This window comes from Tepidimonas alkaliphilus (genome assembly GCF_007556595.1).
GTDB lineage: Bacteria > Pseudomonadota > Gammaproteobacteria > Burkholderiales > Burkholderiaceae_C > Tepidimonas > Tepidimonas alkaliphila.
In genome coordinates this window covers 202,823-227,589 of the sequence record NZ_VJNB01000003.1, presented here as the reverse complement: position 1 = coordinate 227,589, position 24,767 = coordinate 202,823, and the positions used below count along the sequence as shown (strand labels likewise).

The following is a 24,767-nucleotide window of genomic DNA, read 5'->3' as shown; positions in this document are numbered from 1 at the left end:
CGCGGCAGGATCGCGGGCCAAAAACAAGGACGTCGTGATCGAAAGGACATCGCATCGTGTGGTCGTTGTTGCGTCGATTTCGCCTGAGCACCCAACTGGCACTGGGTTTGGGCACCGTGCTGTTGCTGCTGGTGCTGGCCGAGGGGGTGGCGATCGTCTGGGGATCCCAAGCAGCCAAGCTCACGGATGCCGCGGAGCGCATGCAGCTGGTGGCCGGCAACGCCCAGCGTTGGGCGGCTCTGACCGGCATGCAGGTGGATCGCACGCGCACGCTGGTGCGGCATGGAAGCGACGCCGAGCTGCGCAAGGATTTGCAGCAGCGCATCGCGCAGACCCGCGCCGAAGTGGACGCGCTGGAAAGCCAAGTCACCGCCGCCGTGGACGGGGAGACCCGCCGCGCGCTGCTGCAGCGCGTCAGCGACCTGCGCAAAGCCCATATCGATGCCCGCAACGCCACCATCAAAATGATCGAAGAAGGCGACATGCCGAAGGTGGCCGATTTCGTTCGCCAACACTATGAACCCGCGGCCCGTGCCTACATGCAGGCGCAAGAAGAGCTGGCGCAAAGCTTGCAGCGCGACGCCGACCGCATGCGCGACCGCGCTCATGAGGTTCGCCAGCAGGCCGAGCGGGTGACGTTAGGGGCAGCGGGGTTGGCTGTTTTGATCGGCTTGGCCGTGGCCATCAGCCTGCACCGTGGCATCGTGCCGCCCGCGAAGCTGGCGGTCGAGGTGGTGCAGACCATGGCGCAGCGCGACTTTACGCGCCGCTTCGACGCCCCTGGCGAGGATGAGATCGCTCAAATGATGGTCAGCCTGGGGCAGATGCAGGAGCAAGTGGCGCACGTGCTGCGACGCATTCAGCAGGCGGCCAACGCGGCAGGCGACGCCTCAGCCGAGATTACGCAAGGCAACCTCGACTTGAGCGCTCGCACGCAGCAGCAAGCCGCGGCGGTGGAGCAAACCGCGGCCACTGTGCAGGGCATGACCCAAAGCCTGCACCATAACGCCGAGGTAGCCGCACGGGTGCGCGCGATGGCTCAACAAGCCGCGCAGGCAGCGCAATCAGTGGGCGCCATCGTGCAGGATTTGGTGGCGGCCATGCAAGGCATCCAGGTGTCTTCGCAGCGCATCCGCGACATCATCGGCACCATCGACGGGCTTGCGTTTCAGACCAACATTCTGGCGCTCAACGCTGCAGTGGAGGCTGCGCGCGCAGGCGAAGCGGGACGCGGCTTTGCCGTGGTGGCCGGCGAGGTGCGCTCCTTGGCGCAGAGGAGCGCTGAGGCCGCGCGCGAGATCCGCGCCATCATCGAAGACAACGTGCAACGCATGCAAGCGGGCCATGAGCGGGCCAACTCAGCCCAAGCCGCAGTGGCGGATGCGGTGCAACGCATCGACCAGGTCAGCCATGCCATGACGGAAATCGACCAAACCAGCCGCGACCTGGCAGGCAACATGCAGCAGGTCAACGAAGCGGTGCAGCAAATGGACACCGTCACGCAGCGCAATGCCGCCTTGGTGGAGGAGATCGGGGCCGCCACCAAGAACCTGGACGATCAAGTGCAAGCTTTACGCGAGCAGATCAACCGCTTTAAGGTTTGACCGGGGCCGCGGGCCCGGCGACCCGCGGGCTCGGAGCAAGCCTGGTCAAGTGAGTCGGGTGTCCACCTCACGCCGTTGTTGGCTTAGGTAATCTTGCGACTGCATTTCCAGCAAGCGCGAAACGGTGCGCGGAAATTCGTGCGCCAGGGGCCCCTCGGTATAAAGCTGCTGCGGCGCGGCGGCGGCGGAGACCAGGAGTTTAACCCGACGGTCGTAGAGCACGTCCACCAGCCAGGTGAAGCGCCGCGCGGCGGAAGCCATGTTGGGCGGCATCACCGGCACGTTGCTCAACAGCACGGTGTGGAACTGGCTGGCCAGCTCCAGGTAGTCGTTCTGGGAACGCGGCCCGCCGCACAACGTGCGGAAGTCGAACCACACGACGCCGCCGGCGCGGCGGATGGCGCGGATCTCGCGCCCTTCGATGCGCAGCACCGGATCCTCGTCGCGCGCCTCGGCGAGCTGCTCGAAGATTGCCTCCATCTCGCGCTCGGTGGCCTCGCCCAGCGGCGTGAGGTACGTGCGCACCTGCTGCAGCGCGCGGCGGCGGTAGTCCACGCCGTGATCAACGTTGACGATGTCCATGGTGCGCTTGAGCAGCTCGATGGCCGGCAGGATGCGGTCGCGGTGCAGCCCGTCGGGGTAAAGCCCGTCGGGGTGGAAGTTGCTGGTCGTCACCATGCCGATGCCGTGCGCGTGCATCGCCTCCAGCAGGCGGTGCAGGATCATGGCGTCGGTAACGTCGGCGACGTGAAACTCGTCGAAGCAGATCAGCCGGAAGCGCACCGCCATCTGGCGCGCCAGCGCCTTCAGCGGATCGACGGCGCCCTGCAGGTGCGCCAGCTCCCGGTGCACCTCGCGCATGAACTCGTGGAAGTGCAGCCGCGTCTTGCGCCGCAGCGGCACGGCCTGGTAAAAGCAGTCCATCAGAAAGCTCTTGCCGCGCCCCACCCCGCCCCACAGGTACACCCCGCGCGGGATCGGCAAGCGATAGATCAGCTTCTTGAACGCGTTGGAGCGGCGCCGCTTGAAGTGCGCCCACTCTGCGGCGCAGCGCTCCAGCGCTTCAACCCCGCGCAGCTGAGCCGGGTCGCTGGAAAAGCCGTGCGCCGCCAGCGCCGCCTCGTAGGTGCGCCGCACCGGCCCCCAGGCCGCATCAGCCGGGGACGTGGCCCCAGCCGCAGCTGGCGTTACCGGGTCGCCCGCCACGGCCTCAGAAGTTGAGCGTGCGCTTGTCCACCGCCAGCGCCGCCTCCTTGGTCGCCTCCGACAGCGAAGGGTGCGCATGGCAGATGCGCGCGATGTCCTCGGCGCTGGCCTTGAACTCCATGGCCACCACCGCCTCGGCGATCAGCTCCGAGACCATCGGCCCGACCATGTGCACGCCGAGGATCTCGTCGGTGGCGGCGTCGGCCAGGATCTTGACCAGGCCGGTGGTGTCGCCCAGCGCGCGCGCGCGGCCGTTGGCCATGAACGGGAAGACGCCGGCCTTGTAGGCGCGCCCGGCGGCCTTGAGCTGCTGTTCGGTCTGGCCGACCCAGGCGATCTCGGGGCTGGTGTAGATCACCCACGGGATGGTGTTGAAGTCCACGTGCGGGCGCTGGCCGGCGATGCGTTCGGCCACCGCCACGCCCTCCTCCTCGGCCTTGTGCGCCAGCATCGGGCCGCGCACGACGTCGCCGACCGCCCAGACGCCGGGCAGGTTGGTGCGGCACAGCTCGTCCACCACGATGGCCCCGCGCTCGTCAAGCTTCAAGCCCACCGCCTCGGCGTTGAGGCCCTCGGTGTTGGGCACGCGACCGATGGAGACGATCAGACGCTCGGCCTCCAACATCGCCTCGGCGCCGCTGGCCTGCGTGTAGGCGATCGCCACGCCCTTCTTCGTCGCCTTGACCTCGCCGACCTTGACGCCAAGCTCGATCTTGAGGCCTTGCCTGTCAAACGCCTTTTTGGCCTCCTTGGCGATCTGCTCGTCGGCGGCGGCCAGGAACGTCGGCAGGCCCTCCAGGATCGTCACCTCGGCGCCGAGGCGGCGCCACACGGAGCCCATCTCCAGCCCGATGACGCCGGCGCCGATGATGGCAAGCCGCTTCGGCACCGCCTGCAGCCGCAGCGCACCATCGTTGGAGAGGATGCGCTCCTCGTCGAATGGCACGCCGGGCAGCGCACGTGCGCGCGAGCCGGTGGCCACGATGACGTGCCGCGCCAGCAGCGTGGCGGGCTGCGCGCCGCTGACCGCGAGCTCGTAGCCGCTCTCCAGCGCGCGCACGAACGAGCCGCGGCCATGGAAGAACGTCACCTTGTTCTTCTTGAACAGGTAGAGGATGCCGTCGTTGTTCTGCTTCACGACGGCATCCTTGCGCGCGATCATCTGCGGCACGTCGATGCGCACCGCGCCGGTGGCGATGCCGTGCTCGGCGAAGTGCAGCCGCGCGTGCTCGAAGTATTCCGACGACTGCAGCAGCGCCTTGGACGGGATGCAGCCGACGTTGGTGCAGGTGCCGCCGGGGGCGGGGCCGCCGGCGGCGTTCTTCCACTCGTCGATGCAGGCCACCGTGTAGCCCAGCTGCGCGGCGCGGATGGCGGCGATGTAGCCGCCGGGGCCGGCGCCGATGACGACGATGTCAAAGGTTTGGCTCATGGCGAAGGGACTCCGGCGTCAGATGTTGAACAGCAGACGCGCCGGATCCTCCAGCGCCTCCTTCATCGCCACCAGCCCCAGCACTGCCTCGCGCCCGTCGATGATACGGTGGTCGTAGCTCAGCGCCAGGTAGTTGATCGGGCGGATCACGATCTGGCCGTTTTCCACCACCGGGCGCTCCTTGGTCGCGTGCACGCCGAGGATGGCTGACTGCGGCGGGTTGATGATCGGCGTGGACAGCATGGAGCCGAACACCCCGCCGTTGGAGATCGAGAACGTCCCGCCGGTCATCTCCTCGATGCTGAGCTTGCCCTCCGCGGCGCGCTTGCCAAAGTCGGCAATCGCTTTTTCGATCTCGGCAAAGCTCATCTGGTCGGCGTTGCGCAGGATCGGCACCACCAGCCCACGCGGCGAGCCGACCGCGATGCCGATGTCGAAGTAGCCGTGATAGACGATGTCGTTGCCGTCCACGCTGGCGTTGAGGATCGGGAACTTCTTGAGCGCGTGCACCGCCGCCTTGACGAAAAAGCTCATGAAACCGAGCTTGACGCCATGTTCTTTTTCGAACTTTTCCTGATATTTTTTGCGCAGCTCGATGACCGGCGCCATGTTGACCTCGTTGAACGTGGTCAGGATGGCGTTGGTGGCCTGCGACTGCAGCAGCCGCTCGGCGATGCGCGCGCGCAGGCGCGTCATCGGCACGCGCTGCTCGGGGCGGTTCATCAGCTCCGGCGGCAAGCCCACCGGGGCGCTGACCTGCGGCAGCGCCTTGGCCGGCGCCCCGGTCGGGATCGCCGCCGGCGCCGCGACAGCTGGCGCGGGTTTCGGCGTGGCCAGCGCGGCCAGCACGTCGCCCTTGGTGATGCGGCCATCCTTGCCGGTGCCTGCCACGGCGGATGCATCCAAGCCGTGATCCGCCATCAGCTTGGCCGCCGCCGGCATCGCCACGCCGGCCTTGACGCCGCCCCCAGCCGAGGAGGCCGCCGCCAGCGCTGGGGCTGTGACCGCGGCTGCAGCAGCGGCAGCCGGCGCCGCCACGGTCCCCGCTTGAGCCTCGGTGTCCACGCGCGCAATGGTTTGGCCCGACACGACGGTGCCGCCGTCGCCAACCAAAATGTCAGCCAGCACGCCGCCAGCCGGCGCGGGCACCTCCAGCACGACCTTGTCGGTCTCGATTTCGATCAGGATCTCGTCGGCGGCGACCGCCTCGCCGACTTTCTTTTTCCACTGCAGCAGGGTCGCTTCGGCGACCGACTCGGACAGCTGCGGAACCTTGACTTCAACGATGGCCATGGTGTTCGTTTCCCGAAAAAAGCGTGGGGTTCAATGCGGGGCGCGATGGCGCGGCGACTTGCAGGCCGGCACGCGACCAACGTTCGTGCGCGACGCCATCACTTGCTGAGGATGAAGCCCTTGAGGCGGCCAAACGCCGCCTCCACCAGCGCCTTTTGCTGCTCCTGGTGCAGGTGGGCGTAGCCCACCGCCGGCGAGGCCGACGCAGCGCGCCCCGCGTAGCCCAGGCGCTGGCCATCGAGCATGTTCTCGTGGATGTTGTGCTGCACGAAGAACCACGGCCCCTGGTTCTGCGGCTCGTCCTGGCACCACACGACATCGGTGGCGTTGGGGTAGCGCTTCATCTCCGCCGCAAACGCCTTGTGCGGAAACGGATAAAGCTGCTCGATGCGCACGATGGCGACATCGTCAGCCCCTTTGTCTTCACGCTTGCGCACCAGGTCGTAATAGACCTTGCCGGAGCAGACAATGACACGCTTGACGCGCTGGGCGTTTTGAAGCACCTGCGGGTTTTGCTCCGGAATGACGGTCTGGAAGCCGCCCTTGATGAAGTCGGTCACCGGCGAGGTGGCGTCTTTGGCGCGCAGCAGGGATTTGGGCGTAAAGACCACCAAGGGCTTGCGCAACGGGCGGATCATCTGCCGACGCAGCACGTGAAAGATCTGCGCCGCGGTGGTGGGCTGCACGATTTGCATGTTGGTATCCGCCGCCAGCTGCATGAAGCGCTCGATGCGCGCCGAGCTGTGCTCCGGCCCCTGGCCCTCGTAACCGTGCGGCAGGAACAGCGTGATGCCGTTGAGGCGGCCCCATTTCACTTCGCCTGAGGCGATGAACTGGTCGATGACGACCTGCGCGCCGTTGGCGAAGTCGCCGAACTGCGCCTCCCAGATGACCAGCGTGTTGGGGTCGTTGGAGGCATAGCCATACTCGAAGCCGAGCACCGCCTCCTCTGACAGGATGGAGTCGATCACCGTGAACGGCGCCTGGCCCTCGGCGACATTTTGCAGCGGGATATAGGTGCCCTCGTCCCACTTTTCCCGGTTCTGATCGTGGATGACCGCATGGCGGTGCGTGAAGGTGCCGCGACCGCTGTCTTCGCCCGACAGTCGCACCCCGTAGCCGCTGGCCACGAGCGACGCAAACGCCATGTGCTCGCCCATGCCCCAGTCCACGTTGATCTCGCCTCGGCCCATCGCGGCGCGGTCGGCCAGCACTTTTTTGACCAACGGGTGCGGCGTGATGTTGTCCGGCACGGTCGTAATGCGCTCGGCCAGCCGCCGCCACTCGGACAGCGGGATGGCGGTGTCGGCCACGTCGGTCCACTTTTTGCCGAGGAACGGCGCCCAATCCACCGCGTATTTGCTCTTGTAGTTGGTCAGCACCGGATCCACCGTGCGCCGGCCTTCGTCGAGCATGGCACGGTAGGCCCGCACCATCTCGTCGGGCCCTTCGGGCGGCAGCACCCCTTGAGTGACCAGCTTGTCGGCATAGAGCTTGCGCGTGCCCGGGTGCTGGGCGATCTTTTTATACATCAGCGGCTGCGTCAGGCTGGGCGTGTCCTGCTCGTTGTGGCCCAGCTTGCGGAAGCACACGATGTCGATGACGACGTCCTTCTTGAAGGTCTGGCGGAACTCCACCGCCAGCTGCGTGGCCAGCACCACCGCCTCGGGGTCGTCGCCGTTGACGTGCAGCACCGGCGCTTCGATCATCTTGACGACGTCGGTGCAATAAAGCGTGGAGCGGCTGTCGCGCGGGTCGGAGGTGGTAAAGCCGATCTGGTTGTTGATGACAATGTGCACGGTGCCGCCGGTGTAGTAGCCGCGCGTCTGCGCCAGCGCCAGCGTCTCCATCACCACGCCCTGGCCGGCGAACGCCGCATCGCCGTGCACCAGCACCGGCAGCACCTGGTCGCCCTTGCGGTCGCCGCGCCGATCCATGCGCGCGCGCGCCGAGCCTTCCACTACTGGGTTGACGATCTCCAGGTGCGAAGGGTTGAACGCCAGGCTCAGGTGCACCGGCCCGCCGGGGGTGGAGACGTCGGAGCTGAAGCCCTGGTGGTACTTCACGTCACCGGCCGGCAGGTCCTCCGGCGCGGTGTGCTCAAACTCCGCGAACAGATCCTTGGGCATCTTGCCCAGCACGTTGACCAGCACGTTCAGGCGACCGCGGTGGGCCATGCCGATGACGATCTCTTGCACGCCCAGCGCGCCGGCGCGCTGGATCAGCTCGTCCATCGCGGCGATGAAGCTTTCCCCGCCCTCCAGCGAGAACCGCTTTTGCCCCACGTATTTGGTGTGCAGGTAGCGCTCCAGCCCCTCGGCTTTGGTCAAGTTTTCAAGAATGTGCTTCTTTTGCTCGGCGGTGAGCGACGGCTTGCTGCGAATGCTCTCGAGTTTTTCTTGCCACCAGCGCTTTTGCTTCTGGTCGCTGATATACATGTATTCAGCGCCGAGCGTGCCGCAGTAGGTTTCGCGCAGCGCGTTGAGCAGCTCGCGCAGCGACATCGTCTCCTTGCCGAAGTAGGTGTTGGAGACGTTGTGCACCGTCTCGAGGTCGGCGTCGGTGAAGCCGTAGAACGATGGCTCCAGCTCCGGAATGTCGGGCCGCTCGGAGCGCTTGAGCGGATCCAGGTTGGCCCAGCGCACGCCCAGGTTGCGGTAGGCGGCGATCAGCTGCTGCGTGGCCACGCGTTTACGCGCCACGTCGCTGTCGGCGCCTTGCGCCGCCGCCAACGGGCGCGGCCCTTGCTTGGCCAGTTGGGCAAAAGCGTTGATCACCGGCTGGTGCGGGATGTCACGTGCGTCGCTGCCGTCCACCGCAGGCACGTGCTGCAGCGCATCGAAATAGTCGCGCCAGGAATCGGGCACGCTGCTCGGGTCGGTGAGGTATTTTTCGTAAAGCTCTTCAACGTAAGGCGCGTTGCCGCCGAACAGGTAAGAGTTGGCGCTCAAGGCCTGATAGATGCTGATCGCCTCGCTCATGGAATCGCTGACCTCCGTTTCCCTGCAGGAAACTGTCGGGTTGGAATCACCTTCCGCGACACGGCTGAACCGTTTGGCGGACGCGACTGTGACACTGGAAGGGCCGGTGTGCGGGCCTGATTGTGCCACCAACCGGCGCTAATGACCGTGAAAAGTTGTAACGTTTTCGTATCTCGCGGCGCGGCACCAAGGCGCACCAGGCGCGGGCGCTAGGCGCCGCGCGGCATCAAGCGCTGGCTGGGCGGCACCCCGCCCGGCTCGTCGAGCTCGATGGCGATTTGCGTGCAAACAGTGCGGCACAGCGCCACCGCCTGCTCGCTCTGCACGCGGTAATAGACCTGCGTGCCTTCCTTGCGCTTGGCCAGCACGCCGGCGCGGTACAGCAGGTTCAGATGCTGCGACAGGTTGGGCTGCGTGGTGTTGATTTCCGCCAGCAGCTCGGAGACCGATTTTTCCTTATCGCACAGGGCGTTGAGGATGCGCAGCCGCATCGGCGTGGACAGAATGCCAAACAGCTCGGCGGCCAGCTCAAAGACACGATCTTTGTCCGCGTCGGCGTCGGTGAGTTGTTGCATATATCTGCATTCAAGCACTTTGCGCGGATCATACCCACAAAGCGCCGGAGTGCCAAAAATGCGAACGTCAAGGCGGCGACACCAGCGCGCGGATCTGCTGCAGCGCGCTGGGATCATCCAAGGTCGAAAGGTCGCCAGGATCACGCCCCTCGCACACCGCTTGGATCGCGCGGCGCAGCAGCTTGCCGCTGCGCGTTTTCGGCAACAGCGGCACCAGATGCACGCGCGCAGGCTTGGCCACCGCGCCCAACTGCCGCTCGACGGTGGCCATCATCTCGGCCTGTAGCCGCTGCTCGTCGGTCTCGTGAGCCGCCGTCGCCGGATCCTTGAGCACCACAAAGGCCACCGCCACCTGGCCCTTGACCGCATCGGCCACGCCGACCACCGCGACCTCGGCTACGGCGGGATGGCTGGCGATGCTTTCTTCGATCTCGCGCGTGCCAAGCCGGTGACCGGCCACGTTGATGACGTCGTCGGTGCGCCCCAGGATGCTGTAGTAGCCGTCGGGGTCGCGCACGCCCCAATCGAAAGTGCTGTAATACCAGCGCTCGCGCAGATACGTCCAATACGTACGCACAAAGCGCGCCTCATCACCCCACAGGGTTTGCAGACAGCCAGGCGGCAGCGGGTAACGCACCGCGATAACGCCTTTGCGCCCCGGCTCGAGGATTTCCTCGCCGGTCAGTTCATCCAGCAGGCATACATCAAAGCCATAGACCGCGCGGCCCGGCGAGCCCCATTTGCTGGGAGCTTGCTCCACGCCGTTGCACAGCGCCAAGATGGGCCAGCCGGTCTCGGTTTGCCAGTAGTTGTCAATAACGGGCTTGCCCAGCGCCTGCGCGATCCAGCTGGCGGTGGGCTCGTCCAGCGGCTCGCCGGCCAGAAACAGCGCGCGCAGGCTGCTCAGATCGTAGCGGCTAAGGTGGGCGGGATCGTGTTTTTTGAGCACCCGCACAGCAGTCGGCGCGGTAAACATCACGCTGACGCGGTAACCCTGCACCAGGCGCCACCAGATGCCGGCATCGGGCCGGATCGGCGTGCCTTCATACATGAGGGTGGCCATGCCGTGGATCAGCGGGCCGTAGATGATGTAGCTGTGGCCGACCACCCAGCCGATGTCGCTGGTGGAAAAGAACGTCTCGCCTGGGTTGGCCATGTAGATGTGGCGCATCGAGGCGGCCAACGCCACCGCGTAGCCGCCGGTGTCGCGCTGCACGCCCTTGGGTTTGCCCGTGGTGCCGCTGGTGTAGAGAATGTAGCTCGGGTGGTCGCTTTCAACCCACTCGCACGGCACCTGGGCATCCAGATGCTGCTGGCGCAGCGCGGCGTAGTCAACGTCGCGCCCCTCCACCGGATCCAGCGCCGCCAGCCCGCGGTTGACCATCAGCACGCGCTCGGGCTTGTGGGTCGACAGGCGGATCGCCTCGTCCAGCAAAGGCTTGTAGGGCACCACCTTGCCGCCGCGCATGCCGGCATCGGCGCTGACGATGACCTTCGGCGCAGCGTCGTCGATGCGGGTGGCCAGCGCATGGCTGGCAAAGCCGCCGAACACCACCGAGTGGATGGCGCCGATGCGCACGCAGGCCAGCATCGCAAACGCTGCCTCGGGAATCATCGGCATGTAGATCAGCACGCGGTCGCCCTTGCCGACGCCGAGCGAGCGCAGCATCGCGGCCATGCGCTGCACCTCGACGTGCAGCTCGCGGAAGGTGTAGGCGCGCTCGGTGTCGGTCTCGGTGGAGACGTAGATCAGCGCCGGCTGGTCGGCGCGCGTGGCCAGGTGGCGGTCGATCGCGTTGTGGCACAGGTTGGTCAGCCCGCCCTCGAACCAACGCGCAAACGGCGGACGGTCGGTGTTGCAGACGCGCTCGAACGGGCGCTGCCAGTCGATCAGGCGGGCCTGCTCGGCCCAGAAGACATCGCGTTCCTCAATCGAGCGGCGGTAAAACGCAGCGTAATCCACGGCGCGCGGGCTCCTCGGGTGTGTGGTTTTGTCGAGTTCGCGCCATGGGATTGTCGGCAGCCGCCTTGCAAGGGGCTGACGGGCTCTGGCGATAACGACAGACGCTAGCCGCTGACGGGCGCCAAGGGTCGCCAGTCCCAACCCGTCCCCATCGGCTCCAGCGTGCCCAGCGCTGGAAACGGGAAATGGTAGCCGCCGACCAGAAGCCGCTCGCGCGCGGCCTGTTCCAGGATGCGCCGGCGCGTCTGGCGCGCCAGCTCGGCGTCCATGTCGAACATCACCGACCACTCGGGATTGCGCACGAACAGCGCCGGGATGTTGGCGGTGTCGGCCACGTAGATGAAGCCCTGACCCTGCGAGCGCAGCGTGAACACGCACATGCCCGGCGTGTGGCCGAACGCGGCTTCGGCGCGGATGCCGGGGGCCAGCTCGGCACCGGGCTGAAACTGCACGATGCGCTCGGCCACCGGCCCGCCGAAGGCGCGCCGCACCGCCTGGAACGCGCCCTGCAGCGCCTGCGGAGCCGCCTGCATGCGCGCCTCGTCCATCCAGAACGCCCACTCCGGGGCCGGCACGTGGATGCGCGCGCGCGGAAAGGTCAGCGCGCCGTCCTTGAGCCGCACGCCGTTGATGTGGTCGCCGTGGAAGTGGCTGATGACGACGTGGTCGATGTCCTCGGGCTTGAAGCCGGCGGCGGCCAGATGCTCGCGCAGGCGGCCGGTGGTCGGCGGCCCGTTGTCGCCGAAGCCCGCGTCGAACAGAAAGCGCCCAGCCGGCGTGACGGCGAGGAACGCGGTGAACGGGATGTCCACGTAGTCGGTCGGCAGCCCTTGCGACGCCAACATGGCCTTGACCTGCTCCAGCGGGACGTTGCGCACGAACTCTTCGCCCAGCGGGCGGCGCAGCGCGCCGTCGTGCAGCGCGATCAGCTCGAATTCGCCGAGCCGGTGCCGGCGGTGGCCGACCGCCGGCAGCGCCGGGGCCCCGAGGTTGGGCGGGGTGCCCTGCTGCGACCAGGCCGAGCCCAAAGCCAGCCAGCCGGTGGCAGCCAGGCCGGCACCGAGGAACATGCGTCGATCGATCATGGGGGTCTGCCTCCTGCGGCCGCAAGGGCCGGAGCCACCATGGCCGCCGGCAGCGGGCGCGGTGCAGAGGCTACGCGGGCCGCCGGCCTGCGGCTGGCGGGGAGCGGTCAAGACCCTGGGCGCGGCCGGGTCTTGCGCCAGGCCGTGGCCGCAGCGGCATCCCGGAACGCCAGCACCGACCGGAAACGGCAACGCCTCCCGAGGGGAGGCGTTGCGGAAGGCATTCGTGGTGGGTGATGCAGGGTTCGAACCTACGACCCCTGCCGTGTGAAGGCAGTGCTCTACCGCTGAGCTAATCACCCGGTCGTGACGTCGTCGTCAACAGACGTTAGTATAGCCCATTTTCGGTCAGGCCCGGCGCCAGACGGTGCGGCCCTTGCTTTCCTGATCGAGCGCGGCCAGCAGCGCCTCGTGGGCGGCAAGCTCCTCCGCGTCGGGCTCCAGCACTGGCAGCGTGAACGGCGACAGGTCGCGCCGCGCCAGCTCGCCGGCGCCAGCCGGCCCGCCGCCGAGGTCGATCACCAGCGACTCCTGCCCGCGCGTCATGCGAATGTAAACGTCGGCCAGCAGCTCGGCGTCCAGCAGCGCGCCGTGCAGCTGGCGGCTGGAGTTGTCCACGCCGAGGCGGTCGCACAGCGCGTCCAGGCCGTTGCGCTTGCCGGGCCACATCTCCTTGGCCAGCACCAGCGTGTCGATGACGCCGGCCACCAGCGCGCGCGTCGGCCCCAGCCCCACGCGGGCGAATTCGGCGTCGAGGAAGCCGAGGTCGAACGGCGCGTTGTGGATGATCAGCTCGGCGCCAGCGAGGTAGTCCGCGAGCTCGGCGGCAATGTCGGCGAAGCGCGGCTTGTCGGCCAGGAACTCCAGCGTGATGCCGTGCACACGCAGCGCGTCCTCGTGGATGTCGCGCTCCGGGTTCAGGTAGTAGTGGCGGTTGTTGCGCGTCAGCTGGCGGTTGACCAGCTCAACGCAGCCGATTTCGATGATGCGGTCGCCGTCCTGCGGCGACAGGCCGGTCGTCTCGGTGTCCAGCACGATCTGGCGCATGCGCCCTGCCTTTCTGGCGTACGCGCGGCGCGTCAATGGCGCTCGCGCGCGTGGTTGATGGTGTAGCGCGGGATCTCGATCGTCACGTCTTGCGTGCCCAGGCGCGCCTGGCAGCTCAGGCGCGAGGTGGGACTCAGCCCCCACGCTTTGTCGAGCAGGTCTTCCTCCTCCTCCGACGGCTCGCCCAGCGAGGCATAACCCTCGCGCACGATCACGTGGCAGGTGGTGCAGGCGCAGCTCATCTCGCAGGCGTGCTCGATCTCGATGTCGTGGTCGAGCAGCGCCTCGCAGATCGTGGTGCCAGTGGGCGCGTGGATGCGCGCCCCCTGCGGGCAGATCTCGGGGTGAGGCAGAACGGTAATGGCAGGCATTCAGATCGACTCCACGTGCCGCCCGGCCAGCGCCTGGGCGATGCTGCGGTTCATGCGGCGGGCGGCGAACGCCTCGGTGCCGTGGGCCAGCGCCTGGGTGGCCGCGTCGATCGCCGCGGGGTCGTCGCCCTGCCGCGCCGCCTCCAGCGACTGCAGCAGCGCGTCGATCGCGGCGCGCTCGGTCTCTTCGAGCAGGTCGCCGTCGGCCTGCAGCGCGCTGCGCGTGGCCGCCAGCAGCCGCTCGGCCTCCACGCGCGCCTCGGTCAGCGCGCGCGCGCGCATGTCGGCCTCCGCGCTGGCAAAGCTGTCCTGCAGCATGCGGGTGACCTGTTCGTCGGTAAGGCCGTAGGAGGGCTTGACCTCCACGTGCGCCTCCACGCCGGTGGAGAGTTCGCGGGCGCTCACCGTCAGCAGCCCGTCGGCGTCGATTGTGAACGTGACGCGGATGCGCGCCGCGCCGGCGGTCATCGGCGGGATGCCGCGCAGCGTGAAGCGCGCCAGGCTGCGGCAGTCGCGCGCAAGTTCACGCTCGCCCTGCACGACGTGGATCGCCAGCGCCGTCTGGCCATCCTGGAAGGTGGTGAAATCCTGCGCCTGGGCGGTGGGGATCGGCGTGTTGCGCGGCACGATGCGCTCCACCAGCCCGCCCATCGTCTCGATGCCGAGCGACAGCGGGATCACGTCCAGCAGCAGCAGCTCGCCGTCGGGGTCGTTGCCGGCGAGCTGGTTGGCCTGGATCGCCGCGCCGATCGCCACCACCTCGTCCGGGTTCAGGTTGGTCAGCGGCTCGCGTCCGAACAGCGCGGCCACCGCCCGGCGCACCAGCGGCATGCGGGTGGAGCCGCCGACCATCACCACGCCGTGCACCTCATCCGGCTGCACGCGCGCGTCGCGCAGCACGCGCCGCACCGCCTCCAGCGTGCGCTCGGTCAAGCCCCGGGTCGCCGCATTCAGATCCGCCAGCGTCACCGGCAGCACCGAACGCACCGCGCCGCCCGCGTCCACCGCCAGCTCCATCGCGACGGCGGCGCCCTCCGCCGCGCCGGACAGCGCCTCCTTGACGCGCCGCGCTTCGGCCAGCACGCGCGCGCGCACGCGCGGATCGAGCCGCTCCAGCGGCTCGGTGCGGCCCGCGCGCTGCAGCGCCCACGCGGCCAGCGCACGGTCATAGTCGTCGCCGCCAAGCGCCGAGTCGCCGCCGGTGGCCACGACCTCGAACACGCCCTGGGTCAGCCGCAGCAGCGAGACGTCGAAGGTGCCGCCGCCGAGGTCATAAACCAAATACAACCCCTCGGCGCCCTGATCCAGCCCGTAGGCAATGGCCGCCGCAGTGGGCTCGTTGAGCAGCCGCAGGACGTTCAGGCCCGCCAGCCGCGCCGCGTCCTTGGTGGCCTGGCGCTGCGCGTCGTCGAAGTACGCCGGCACGGTGATCACGGCGCCGTAGAGCTCGGCGTCAAAGGTCGCTTCGGCGCGGCGGCGCAGCGCGGACAGGATCTCGGCGCTGACCTCCACCGGCGTCTTATCACCGGCGACGGTGCGCACCACCACGCCGCCGGGGCCCTCCACGACGGTGTAAGGCAGGCGGCCCGCCACGCCGTCGCGCTCGATGTCCGCCAGCGCCCGGCCCATCAGGCGCTTGACGGAGCTGATCGTGTTGCCGGGGTCGTCCACCTGCGCGGCCAACGCTTCGTGGCCCACCTGGCACGGCGGGGATGAGCCGGGCGGCAGGTAGCGCACCACGCTGGGCAGGATCACGCGCCCCTGCTCGTCCGGCAGGCACTCCGCCACGCCGTGGCGCACCGCGGCCACCAGCGAGTGCGTGGTGCCGAGGTCGATGCCCACCGCGATGCGCCGCTGGTGCGGGTCCGGCGCCATGCCGGGCTCAGAAATTTGCAGCAATGCCATCAGTGTGCTTTCAAGCGCTCAGCTTCATGCAGCCGTGCGTGCAAGGAATCCAGTAGCCGCTCGACGAACATCAGCGCGCGCACCTGCGCCGCCGCCGCGGCGGGGTCGGCGTCCTGGTCAATCGCCTGCGCCAGCCGCTGCAGGCGTGCGGCGCGTTCGGCCTCCACCTCACGGCGCAGCGCGTGCAGCGCGTCGGCGTCGCCGTCGGCCTCCTCTAGCGCCTCGCGCCACTGCATCTGCTGCAGCAGGAAGTCGGACGGCATCGCGGTGTTGCTGTCGGCCTGCACCGGCACGCCGTGCAGCTCGCACCAATACGCGGCGCGGCGCAGCGGGTCGCGCAGGCGCTGCCACGCCTCGTTGATGCGCACCGACCACTGCATCGCCACACGCTGCGCGGCGGCGCCGGCGGCGGCGTGCCGGTCGGGATGCGAGAGGCGCTGCAGCGCCTTGCGCCGCTCGTCCAGCTCGGCCACGTCCAGCGCGAAGCGCCGCGGCAGGCCGAACAGCGCGAAGTCGTCCGCCTGCAGCGACAGGGTCGGCTCAGACGCGGAACGACTCACCACAGCCACAGCGGTCACGCTCGTTGGGGTTGCGGAACTTGAAGCCCTCGTTGAGGCCCTCGCGCACGAAGTCAAGCTCGGTGCCGTCGAGATACGGCAGGCTTTTGGGATCCACCAGCACTTTAACCCCGTGCGAGTCGAAGACGTGGTCTTCGGGCTGCACGTCGTCGGCATACTCAAGCTTGTAGGCCAAGCCCGAGCAACCGGTGGTCTTGACCCCCAAGCGCACGCCAATCCCTTTGCCCCGGCGGGCAAGGTATTTTTGCACGTGCTGCGCAGCGGCTTGCGTCAACGTCACGGCCATAACGCTGGGCTTTAAGTTTGGGTCGCGGCGGCGTGTTTGCGACGGTAGTCTTCCACGGCGGCTTTGATGGCGTCTTCAGCCAAAATCGAGCAGTGGATTTTGACCGGCGGCAGCGCCAACTCTTCGGCGATCTGGCTGTTTTTGATCTGCAGCGCCTCATCCAACGTCTTGCCTTTGACCCACTCGGTGACCAGCGAGCTGGAGGCGATCGCCGAGCCGCAGCCGTAGGTCTTGAAGCGCGCATCCTCGATGATGCCAGTGGCCGGGTTGACCTTGATCTGCAGCTTCATGACGTCGCCGCAGGCCGGCGCGCCGACCATGCCGGTGCCAACGGTGTCATCGTTTTTGTCAAAGCTGCCGACGTTGCGCGGGTTTTCGTAATGATCGATGACCTTGTCGCTGTATGCCATGGTCACGCTCCTTTTTCAATGTCAATGGCCACAGGGATGGCCTTAGTGCGCCGCCCACTGGATGGTGTTGAGATCGACGCCTTCCTGATACAGCTCCCATAGCGGCGAGAGCTCGCGCAGCTTGGCAACATTGGCCTTGATGGCCTCGATGGCGTAGTCCACGTCGGCTTCCGTCGTCCAGCGGCCGATCGTGATGCGCAGGCTGCTGTGCGCCAGCTCGTCGCTGCGGCCCAGCGCCCGCAGCACGTAGCTGGGCTCCAGGCTCGCCGAGGTGCAGGCCGAGCCGCTGGAGACCGCCACGCCCTTGATGCCCATGATCAGCGACTCGCCCTCGACGTAGTTGAAGCTCATGTTGAGGTTGTGCGGCACGCGCCGGGTCGGGTGGCCGTTGATGTAGGACTGCTCGATCTGCGTCAGCCCCGCCACCAGCCGTTCGTGCAGCCGGCGGATGCGCGGCAGCTCGGTGGGCATCTCGGCCTTGGCGATGGCAAACGCCTCGCCCATGCCGACGCACTGGTGCGTGGCCAGCGTCCCGGAGCGCAGGCCGCGCTCGTGCCCGCCGCCGTGCATCTGCGCCTCCAGCCGCACGCGCGGCTTGCGCCGCACGTACAGCGCGCCAATGCCCTTGGGCCCATAGGTCTTGTGCGAGGCCAGACTCATCAGGTCGATCGGCAGCTGGCGCAGGTCGATCTCGACCTTGCCGGTGGCCTGCGCGGCGTCGCAGTGAAAGATCACGCCCTTTTCGCGGCAGATGGCGCCGATGGCGGCCACGTCCTGGATGACGCCGATCTCGTTGTTGACCAGCATCACGCTGGCCAGGATGGTGTCGGGGCGCAGCGCGGCGCGAAACGCCTCCAGGTCGAGCAGCCCGTCGGGCTGCACGTCAAGATAAGTAACCTCAAAGCCCTCGCGCTCCAGGTGCCGGCAGGTGTCCAGCACCGCCTTGTGCTCGGTCTTGACGGTGACGATGTGGCGGCCGCGCTCTTTGTAGAAATGCGCCGCGCCTTTGAGCGCCAGGTTGTTGGATTCGGTGGCGCCACTGGTCCAGATGATCTCGCGCGGGTCGGCGCCGACCAGGTCGGCGACCTGCTCGCGCGCGCGCTCCACGGCCTTCTCAGCCTCCCAGCCCCAGGCGTGGCTGCGCGAAGCGGGGTTGCCAAAATGATCATGCAACCAAGGGATCATTTTTTCAACCACGCGCGGATCCACCGGCGTCGTGGCGCTGTAATCCATGTAAAGCGGGTAGTGCGGGGTGCTGCTCATCGCGGCGCGCTCCTGGCGGTTGGCGGGTTGGGGCTTATTTGGCGCCGGCCGCGGCCAGCGCGAACACGGAATTGGGGGCGTTGACCCGGATCGGCTTGACCACCGGATGCGGCGAAATGGCGCGCTTCAGCGACGGCGCCGGCTCGACCACCGCGCCCTTGGCGAGCTGGTCATCGACCAGCTTCTGCAACGTCACCGAGCGCAGAAATTCCATCATGCGCTCGTTGAGCTCGGCCCACAAATCGTGGGTCATGCAGGGCTGCCCTTCGCCGCGGCAGTTTTCCTTGCCGCCGCACTGCGTGGCGTCGATCGGCTCATCGACCGACAGAATGATGTCGGCCACCGTGATCTCGCTGGCTTTGCGGCCCAGCGTATAGCCGCCACCTGGGCCGCGCGTGGATTCGACCAACTTGTGCCGGCGCAGCTTGCCGAACAGCTGCTCCAGGTACGACAGCGAGATGTGCTGGCGCTGGCTGATGGCAGCCAGCGTCACCGGCCCGCTGGCTTGGCGCAAGGCCAAGTCGATCATCGCCGTGACGGCAAAGCGGCCTTTGGTGGTCAGACGCATGGCAGGACTCCTGGCTGGGGGCGTTTGTGCAACCGCAACGCCCTAAATCCCGACTGTTTTCGTAGAGTATAACAAAAACCTAACGAATCAGTCGGAAATTAACCCTGCCATCAACGTGCTCACGGCGCCCAGCCGCTGTTGGGCGGCTGAGCGCCGTTGCGCAACGGAAAAGCGAATTCGATGCCGGTGCCCGGATGGGCATCGTAAAAACGCACGGTGGCGCCGAGCTTGGCTGCACGGGTCAACACGTTGCGCAGCCCTCGCCCTTCGGGCGAGCGCTGCTCCGCCGGCGGCAAACCCACCCCGTCATCCTCGATGGTGAGGATCACCTGCTCATCGCGCTGCCAGGTGCTGACGACGATGCGCCGCGCACGCGCGTGCTTGACGACGTTGGCGAAAATCTCTTGCAGGCAGCGAAACAGGTGCAGCACACCGCGCGAGTCCAGCGCCGCCAGCGGCGGCACGTCCTGCACCTCCCAGCGCAGCTCGATGCCGACGCCCTCCAGCGCTGGGCCGAGGCGGCGGCGCAGCGTGCCGAGGATGGCCGGCAGGTCGCCTTCCATCGGCTCGAACGAGTCCAGCGTCAGCCGCAGCTCATCCAACGCCTGGCGCAGCATGCCGGCCAGCGCCTCGCGGTCGAGCTGCGCGTTGGGGTTGCGCACCAGGTTGAGCGTCTGCACCAGCTGGCTGCCCAGGCCGTCGTGCATATCGCGCATCAGGCGGCGGCGTTCCTCCTCAATGGCGCGCTGGCGCTCGGCGGCCTGCAGCCGCTCGAACGCCGCGCTGAGCTCGCGCTCGCGTTGCGCGATGCGCTGCGCCAGCGTCTCGTTGAGCTTGTGCACCGCGCGCGCCCAACCCGCAGCGCGCTCGACCAGCACCCAGCCCAGCGTCAGGGTCAGCACCAGGCTGCCGACGGACATCCAGCGCAGGTCGCCGTCGCCTGGAAAATTCAGCTGAATGACCAAAAAATCGCGCAACGCCGTCAGCCACGTAAACAGCGCCACCAGCGCCACGATTTGTTGCTGGCGCTGCAGCGCGCGGCGGCGCAGCCGCTCCAACACCGCGCGCAGCAGCGCCGCAGCGGCAAACGCCGTCATGGCCCCAGCCCAGAGGCGGATGAGATCGTATTCCAGCGTCCACAGCGCGGCTGCGGTCATCAAGGGCGATGCCACCATCACCCCCCAGGCGCCGGCGCGCACCCAGGTCAGCCCAGCCTCGAACAACTCCTCAATCGTGAGCACAAAAAAGCCAACGTAAACGCCAAAGGCGCTCCAGCGCAGCAGCAACAGCCATTCGAAAGGCATCGGCGGCTCCACCACCGACACCAGCACGGTGCGCACGCCGTGAGCCAGCGAGGCCAGCGCAATCAGCAGAAACAGCCGCTCGCGCAACGCGCGCCACAGCAGCAAGGCCAGCGCGCCGATGAACAGCGCCAGCGCCGCCATGATCCAGGAGCCGGTGACTTGCCACAACAGCAGCGATTGATGTCGCTCTTGCAACACTTCCTGAGGGCCGAGCACCGCTGGCCACAGGCCGCTGCGCTCCAGGGGGCGCGCTTGCACCTCCACGACCAGCCGGTTGGCTTGCGCCTCGGACGCCAGCGCCATCGGCGGCAAAGGCACGTAGTGCGGCACGGCGTTGCCCACCACCGTGCGCTCGGGGGCCGCATCCCAGCCGAATTGGTAGATTTCCTGATCGTTGAGCAGCACGCGCACGCGCATGCCTGCGCGCGGCATCAGCAACGCCAACCGCGCCGCAGCGGGCTGCTCGTAGTCCAGGACGCGGGGCCACGGCAGCTCGTAGCGCACCGCACCCCACCAAGCAGGCCCCTCATCGTCCAAGATGTGGGGCAAACGCACCGTCCGCGGACTCTGTCCGGGATCGGCGGGCAGCGCAACGCGCGCCTCGCGCCATACCCAGGCGCCGGGCGGCGCCCAGGGCCGCGTCAAGGCATGCAGGGCCAACAGCACGGCCGCCAGCAAGACGGCGACCACGCCAACCACCGCGCCGCCTCCTCGGCTGGACGTTGGACGGGCAGCAGGAGGCGGCGGCGCGGATGCGGGCGGCGCCGCCGTCACAGCAGCCCCCGCGCCTGGGCCGCGCGCACCACCTGCACACGCGTGCGCACGGCCAGCTTCCGGTAAAGGTTTTTGATGTGCGTGCTGACGGTGGCCACGCCGATGCCAAGGCGCTGGGCGATCTCCTTGTTGACGTAGCCCTGCGCCACCAGACGCAGCACGTCGGTTTCTCGTTCAGATAGGGTTGGGGCTGGGCCTTCGGCCAGGGGATCGGGCGCTTCACCGAGCTGTCGGAATTGCTTGAGCAGCATGCGCGCCAGCAGCGGCGAGATCGGCGCCCCGCCCTGCCGAATTTGCTCGATGGCCTCGATCAATTCTTGCGTGGAACAGCCTTTGAGCACATAGCCCGTGGCGCCCATTTGCAAGGCGCGAATCAACCGCGTCTCGTCGCCGAAGACGGTGAAAACCAGCAGTTCCGCATCCGGGCGTGCTTCGGCCAGCAAACGCAGCATGTCTTCGCCGCGGCCATCGGGCAGGCCCAAATCCACCAGAAACACATCGGCCAGGCTGTGCGGCGCCATGCGCTGCGCATGGGCGAAGGTTTCCGACTGCCCCACCAGTTTCCAATCGGGCCGCAGGCGCAGCGCTTCCTCCACAAAGCGCAAGATGCTGCGGTCGTCTTCAATCAAGTAGATGCGCGTGATGCCCGACATGGCCGCCGATTTTCAAGCAAGCCACGCCACGGCACACCTCCCCCAAACGAGGGAGTCAGGTCGCTTCGGCCACCGCGTCCGGGCGCTGCGCGCCCAGCACGCCGGCCTTGAGCCGCAGCAGCTCGTCGCGCACGCGCGCGGCGGCCTCGAACTCCAGGTTGCGCGCGTGCTCCAGCATGCGCTTTTCCAGCTGCCGGATGCGCCGCGCCAGATCCTTCTCGTCGAGCTCCTCCAGCTCCGCCGCCTGGGCCGCCGTCGCGGCGGCGCGCTGCGCGGCCTGCTGGGCCTTGTCGCTGGCCACGCCATCGATCAAGTCCTTGATGCGCTTGCTCACCCCCCGCGGGGTAATGCCGTGGGCGGCGTTGAAGGCCAGTTGCTTGGCGCGGCGGCGCTCGGTCTCGTCGATGGCGCGGCGCATCGAGTCGGTGACCGTGTCGGCGTAGAGGATCGCCATGCCGTTGAGGTTGCGCGCGGCGCGGCCGATGGTCTGGATCAGGCTGCGGTCGGAGCGCAGGAAGCCCTCCTTGTCGGCGTCCATGATCGCCACCAGCGACACCTCGGGGATGTCCAGCCCCTCGCGCAGCAGGTTGATGCCGACCAGCACGTCGAACGCCCCCAGGCGCAGGTCGCGGATGATCTCGGCGCGCTCCACCGTGTCGATGTCGGAGTGCATGTAGCGCACGCGCACGCCGTTTTCGTGCAGGTAGTCGGTGAGCTGCTCGGCCATGCGCTTGGTCAGCACGGTGATCAGCACGCGTTCCTGGCGCTGCACGCGCAGGCGGATCTCCTGCAGCACGTCGTCCACCTGGTGCGTGGCCGGGCGCACCTCCACCACCGGGTCCACCAGGCCGGTGGGGCGCACCACCTGCTCCACCACCTGGCCGCTTCGGGCCAGCTCGTAGTCGCCCGGCGTGGCCGACACGAAGATGACCTGCCGCATGCGCTGCTCGAATTCCTCGAACTTCAGCGGCCGGTTGTCCAGCGCGCTGGGCAGGCGAAAGCCGTAGTCCACCAGCGTCTGCTTGCGCGCGCGGTCGCCGTTGTACATGCCGGCCAACTGGCCGATCATCACGTGGCTCTCGTCCAGGAACATCAAAGCGTCCGGGGGCAGGTAGTCCACCAGCGTCGGCGGCGGCTCGCCGGGGCGCGCGCCGGTCAGGTGGCGCGAGTAGTTCTCGATGCCCTTGCAGTGCCCGACCTCGGCCAGCATCTCCAGGTCGAAGCGCGTGCGCTGCTCCAGCCGCTGCGCCTCCAGCAGCTTGCCCTGCTGCACGAACCACTGCACGCGTTCGCGCAGCTCCTCCTGAATGGTGTCGATGGCGCGCAGGATCTGCTCACGCGGCGTGACGTAGTGGCTGCCCGGATAGACCGTGAAGCGCGCCAGCGTGCGCTCGATCCGGCTGGTCAACGGGTCGAAGAGGCTCAAGCGCTCGATCTCGTCGTCGAACAGCTCGATGCGCAGCGCCAGCTCCGAGTGCTCGGCCGGAAAGACGTCGATGACGTCGCCGCGCACGCGGAACTTGCCGCGCACGAACTCCTGCTCGTTGCGCTGGTATTGCATGCGCACCAGCTGGGCGATGATGTCACGCTGCGCAAGCCGCTCGCCGGTGCGCAGCGTCAGGATCATGCGGTGGTAGTGGTGCGGGTCGCCGATGCCGTAGATGGCGCTGACGGTGGCCACGATCACCACGTCGCGCCGCTCCAGCAGGCTCTTGGTGGCCGACAGGCGCAGCTGCTCGATCTGCTCGTTGATCGCGCTGTCCTTCTCGATGTAGAGGTCGCGCTGCGGCACGTAGGCCTCGGGCTGGTAATAGTCGTAGTAGCTGACGAAATACTCGACGGCGTTCTTCGGGAAGAATTCGCGAAACTCGCTGTAAAGCTGCGCCGCCAGCGTCTTGTTCGGCGCAAAGACGATGGCCGGCCGCCCCAGCCGCGCGATCACGTTGGCCATCGTGAACGTCTTGCCCGATCCCGTCACGCCCAGCAGCGTCTGGAACGCCTCGCCGTCCTGCACCCCTTCGACCAGCCGCGCGATCGCCTCCGGCTGGTCGCCGGCCGGCGGATAGGGTTGGAACAGCTCGTACGGCGAGCCGGGAAAGTGGACGAACTGGCCGGGGGTAGGGGCGTTCATGAGAGGACGGACGGATGGCCGGGGCCGGGATAAATGGAACGATAAAATCCTAGATTTTGGAGCAGTCTGCATCAACGGAGCAACCATGTCCCTTTTTGCCGCCGTCGAGATGGCCCCGCGCGACCCGATCCTGGGGCTCAACGAACAGTTCGCCGCCGATCCCCGCCCGGAGAAGGTCAACCTCGGGGTGGGGGTGTACTACGACGACGATGGCAAGCTGCCGCTGCTGCAGTGCGTGCGCCAGGCCGAGGCGCGCCTGATGGAAAAGCCCGCCCCGCGCGGCTACCTGCCGATCGACGGCATGCCGGCCTATGACAACGCGGTCAAGGCGCTGGTGTTCGGCGCCGACAGCGACGTGGTGCGCAGCGGCCGCGTCGCCACCGTGCAGGCGCTGGGCGGCACGGGGGGCCTGAAGATCGGCGCCGACTTCCTGAAGAAGCTCAACCCGGCCGCCAAGGTGCTGATCAGCGATCCGAGCTGGGAGAACCACCGCGCGCTGTTTGCCAACGCCGGCTTCGCCGTGGATACCTACGCCTACTACGACGCCGCCGCGCGCGGGGTCAACGTGGAGGGCATGCTGGCCAGCCTGCGCGCCGCCGCGCCCGGCACCATCGTCGTGCTGCACGCCTGCTGCCACAACCCGACGGGTTATGACCTGACCCCCGGGCAGTGGGATGCGGTCGTGGCGGTGGTGAAGGAGCGCGGCCTGGTGCCGTTCCTCGACATGGCCTACCAGGGTTTCGGCCACGGCATCGCCGAGGACGGTGCGGCGGTGCGCAAGTTCGTCGAGGCGGGACTGGACGTGTTCGTCGCCACGTCGTTCTCCAAGAGCTTCAGCCTGTATGGCGAGCGCGTCGGCGCCCTGTCGGTGGTGTGCGCGAGCAAGGACGAGGCCGAACGCGTGCTGTCGCAGCTCAAGATCGTCGTGCGCACCAATTACTCCAACCCGCCGACGCACGGTGCGGCGGTGGTGGCCACGGTGCTCAACACCCCGGAGCTGCGGGCGCTGTGGGAGCAGGAGCTGGCCGGCATGCGCACGCGCATCAAAGCGATGCGCGAGCAGCTGGTGCAGGGCCTGAAGGAAGCCGGCGTGGCGCAGGACATGAGCTTCATCACGCGCCAGATCGGCATGTTCAGTTACTCCGGCCTGACCAAGGAGCAGATGCAGCGCCTGCGCAGCGAGTTTGGGGTCTATGGCACAGACACCGGGCGCATGTGCGTGGCGGCGCTCAACAGCCGCAACATCGGCTACGTCTGCCGCGCGATCGCGGCGGTCTTGCGCTGAGTCCTCCGCGCGCAAGGCGCAAGGTCGCCCCGCAGACCGGGCTTTCGGGCTGA

The 24,767-nt window shown here is 67.7% G+C and carries 20 protein-coding genes and 1 tRNA gene; 2 read left to right on the top strand and 19 right to left on the bottom strand.

The window, feature by feature from the left end; translation table 11 throughout:
- The first annotated feature begins 56 nt into the window (after window positions 1-56).
- Window positions 57-1,604, top strand: coding sequence for a methyl-accepting chemotaxis protein (locus Talka_RS04660; protein WP_143889948.1), 1,548 nt, complete (start codon window positions 57-59; stop codon window positions 1,602-1,604).
- Window positions 1,605-1,649: 45 nt separating this feature from the next.
- On the opposite strand, the gene zapE is transcribed toward Talka_RS04660, so the two are convergent.
- From zapE to uvrB, 19 genes are all read right to left on the bottom strand, one after another.
- Complete coding sequence (gene zapE, locus Talka_RS04655) at window positions 1,650-2,741, bottom strand: cell division protein ZapE (RefSeq protein WP_246100574.1); 1,092 nt, start codon at window positions 2,739-2,741, stop codon at window positions 1,650-1,652.
- A gap of 73 nt (window positions 2,742-2,814) precedes the next feature.
- A complete protein-coding gene (gene lpdA, locus Talka_RS04650) occupies window positions 2,815-4,242 on the bottom strand; it encodes a dihydrolipoyl dehydrogenase (RefSeq protein ID WP_143889946.1) in 1,428 nt (475 codons plus the stop codon).
- 18 nt (window positions 4,243-4,260) lie between these two features.
- Window positions 4,261-5,535: a 2-oxoglutarate dehydrogenase complex dihydrolipoyllysine-residue succinyltransferase gene (odhB, locus tag Talka_RS04645; RefSeq protein WP_143889945.1), complete on the bottom strand. Its 1,275-nt coding sequence runs from the start codon at window positions 5,533-5,535 to the stop codon at window positions 4,261-4,263.
- Between the two features lie 98 nt (window positions 5,536-5,633).
- A complete protein-coding gene (locus tag Talka_RS04640) occupies window positions 5,634-8,516 on the bottom strand; it encodes a 2-oxoglutarate dehydrogenase E1 component (protein WP_143889944.1) in 2,883 nt (960 codons plus the stop codon).
- A gap of 209 nt (window positions 8,517-8,725) precedes the next feature.
- Window positions 8,726-9,091 carry an ArsR/SmtB family transcription factor gene (locus Talka_RS04635; RefSeq protein ID WP_143889943.1) on the bottom strand — a complete coding sequence of 122 codons (366 nt, stop codon included), beginning with the start codon at window positions 9,089-9,091 and terminating at the stop codon, window positions 8,726-8,728.
- A gap of 67 nt (window positions 9,092-9,158) precedes the next feature.
- Entirely contained in the window at window positions 9,159-11,054 is a 1,896-nt protein-coding gene (locus Talka_RS04630) for a propionate--CoA ligase (protein ID WP_143889942.1), read from the bottom strand.
- A 104-nt stretch (window positions 11,055-11,158) separates the two neighbouring features.
- A complete protein-coding gene (locus tag Talka_RS04625) occupies window positions 11,159-12,139 on the bottom strand; it encodes an MBL fold metallo-hydrolase (RefSeq protein WP_143889941.1) in 981 nt (326 codons plus the stop codon).
- Window positions 12,140-12,366: 227 nt separating this feature from the next.
- Window positions 12,367-12,441 (bottom strand) — tRNA-Val (locus Talka_RS04620).
- A gap of 46 nt (window positions 12,442-12,487) precedes the next feature.
- A complete protein-coding gene (gene dnaQ, locus Talka_RS04615) occupies window positions 12,488-13,186 on the bottom strand; it encodes a DNA polymerase III subunit epsilon (RefSeq protein ID WP_143889940.1) in 699 nt (232 codons plus the stop codon).
- Window positions 13,187-13,218: 32 nt separating this feature from the next.
- A complete protein-coding gene (fdx, locus tag Talka_RS04610; protein ID WP_143889939.1) occupies window positions 13,219-13,557 on the bottom strand; it encodes an ISC system 2Fe-2S type ferredoxin in 339 nt (112 codons plus the stop codon).
- Complete coding sequence (gene hscA / locus Talka_RS04605) at window positions 13,558-15,462, bottom strand: Fe-S protein assembly chaperone HscA (RefSeq protein WP_143889938.1); 1,905 nt, start codon at window positions 15,460-15,462, stop codon at window positions 13,558-13,560.
- Window positions 15,462-15,995, bottom strand: coding sequence for a Fe-S protein assembly co-chaperone HscB (hscB, locus tag Talka_RS04600; RefSeq protein ID WP_143889990.1), 534 nt, complete (start codon window positions 15,993-15,995; stop codon window positions 15,462-15,464). The genes hscA and hscB overlap by 1 nt, the downstream gene beginning before the upstream one ends.
- Window positions 15,996-16,002: 7 nt before the next feature.
- A complete protein-coding gene (gene iscA / locus Talka_RS04595; RefSeq protein WP_143889937.1) occupies window positions 16,003-16,326 on the bottom strand; it encodes an iron-sulfur cluster assembly protein IscA in 324 nt (107 codons plus the stop codon).
- An 11-nt stretch (window positions 16,327-16,337) separates the two neighbouring features.
- Window positions 16,338-16,736: a Fe-S cluster assembly scaffold IscU gene (gene iscU / locus Talka_RS04590; protein WP_143889936.1), complete on the bottom strand. Its 399-nt coding sequence runs from the start codon at window positions 16,734-16,736 to the stop codon at window positions 16,338-16,340.
- A gap of 42 nt (window positions 16,737-16,778) precedes the next feature.
- Window positions 16,779-17,999 (bottom strand): IscS subfamily cysteine desulfurase, encoded by a 1,221-nt coding sequence (locus Talka_RS04585; RefSeq protein WP_143889935.1) that lies wholly within the window; start codon window positions 17,997-17,999, stop codon window positions 16,779-16,781.
- A 34-nt stretch (window positions 18,000-18,033) separates the two neighbouring features.
- The gene (gene iscR, locus Talka_RS04580) at window positions 18,034-18,567 is read right to left on the bottom strand and encodes a Fe-S cluster assembly transcriptional regulator IscR (RefSeq protein WP_143889934.1); all 534 of its coding nucleotides are present in this window, start codon (window positions 18,565-18,567) and stop codon (window positions 18,034-18,036) included.
- Between the two features lie 119 nt (window positions 18,568-18,686).
- Window positions 18,687-20,570 carry a sensor histidine kinase gene (locus Talka_RS04575; RefSeq protein WP_143889933.1) on the bottom strand — a complete coding sequence of 628 codons (1,884 nt, stop codon included), beginning with the start codon at window positions 20,568-20,570 and terminating at the stop codon, window positions 18,687-18,689.
- A gap of 71 nt (window positions 20,571-20,641) precedes the next feature.
- On the bottom strand, window positions 20,642-21,298 hold the full coding sequence (locus tag Talka_RS04570; protein ID WP_143889932.1) for a LuxR C-terminal-related transcriptional regulator: 657 nt from the start codon (window positions 21,296-21,298) through the stop codon (window positions 20,642-20,644).
- Between the two features lie 55 nt (window positions 21,299-21,353).
- A complete protein-coding gene (gene uvrB, locus Talka_RS04565; RefSeq protein WP_143889931.1) occupies window positions 21,354-23,429 on the bottom strand; it encodes an excinuclease ABC subunit UvrB in 2,076 nt (691 codons plus the stop codon).
- Window positions 23,430-23,514: 85 nt separating this feature from the next.
- On the opposite strand from uvrB, the gene Talka_RS04560 reads away from it, so the two are divergent.
- On the top strand, window positions 23,515-24,714 hold the full coding sequence (locus Talka_RS04560; protein WP_143889930.1) for an amino acid aminotransferase: 1,200 nt from the start codon (window positions 23,515-23,517) through the stop codon (window positions 24,712-24,714).
- The last annotated feature ends 53 nt before the right edge of the window (window positions 24,715-24,767 follow it).

What these genes read in the sequence shown, in the direction of transcription:
- hscA (WP_143889938.1), bottom strand. Translation starts at nt 15,462, where the DNA reads ATGGCATTGCTGCAAATTTCTGAGCCCGGCATGGCGCCGGACCCGCAC.
- Talka_RS04585 (WP_143889935.1), bottom strand. Translation starts at nt 17,999, where the DNA reads ATGAGCAGCACCCCGCACTACCCGCTTTACATGGATTACAGCGCCACG.
- iscR (WP_143889934.1), bottom strand. Translation starts at nt 18,567, where the DNA reads ATGCGTCTGACCACCAAAGGCCGCTTTGCCGTCACGGCGATGATCGAC.
- Talka_RS04570 (WP_143889932.1), bottom strand. Translation starts at nt 21,298, where the DNA reads ATGTCGGGCATCACGCGCATCTACTTGATTGAAGACGACCGCAGCATC.
- fdx (WP_143889939.1), bottom strand. Translation starts at nt 13,557, where the DNA reads ATGCCTGCCATTACCGTTCTGCCTCACCCCGAGATCTGCCCGCAGGGG.
- iscU (WP_143889936.1), bottom strand. Translation starts at nt 16,736, where the DNA reads ATGGCATACAGCGACAAGGTCATCGATCATTACGAAAACCCGCGCAAC.
- Talka_RS04635 (WP_143889943.1), bottom strand. Translation starts at nt 9,091, where the DNA reads ATGCAACAACTCACCGACGCCGACGCGGACAAAGATCGTGTCTTTGAG.
- uvrB (WP_143889931.1), bottom strand. Translation starts at nt 23,429, where the DNA reads ATGAACGCCCCTACCCCCGGCCAGTTCGTCCACTTTCCCGGCTCGCCG.
- odhB (WP_143889945.1), bottom strand. Translation starts at nt 5,535, where the DNA reads ATGGCCATCGTTGAAGTCAAGGTTCCGCAGCTGTCCGAGTCGGTCGCC.
- Talka_RS04560 (WP_143889930.1), top strand. Translation starts at nt 23,515, where the DNA reads ATGTCCCTTTTTGCCGCCGTCGAGATGGCCCCGCGCGACCCGATCCTG.
- lpdA (WP_143889946.1), bottom strand. Translation starts at nt 4,242, where the DNA reads ATGAGCCAAACCTTTGACATCGTCGTCATCGGCGCCGGCCCCGGCGGC.
- iscA (WP_143889937.1), bottom strand. Translation starts at nt 16,326, where the DNA reads ATGGCCGTGACGTTGACGCAAGCCGCTGCGCAGCACGTGCAAAAATAC.
- dnaQ (WP_143889940.1), bottom strand. Translation starts at nt 13,186, where the DNA reads ATGCGCCAGATCGTGCTGGACACCGAGACGACCGGCCTGTCGCCGCAG.
- Talka_RS04625 (WP_143889941.1), bottom strand. Translation starts at nt 12,139, where the DNA reads ATGATCGATCGACGCATGTTCCTCGGTGCCGGCCTGGCTGCCACCGGC.
- Talka_RS04640 (WP_143889944.1), bottom strand. Translation starts at nt 8,516, where the DNA reads ATGAGCGAGGCGATCAGCATCTATCAGGCCTTGAGCGCCAACTCTTAC.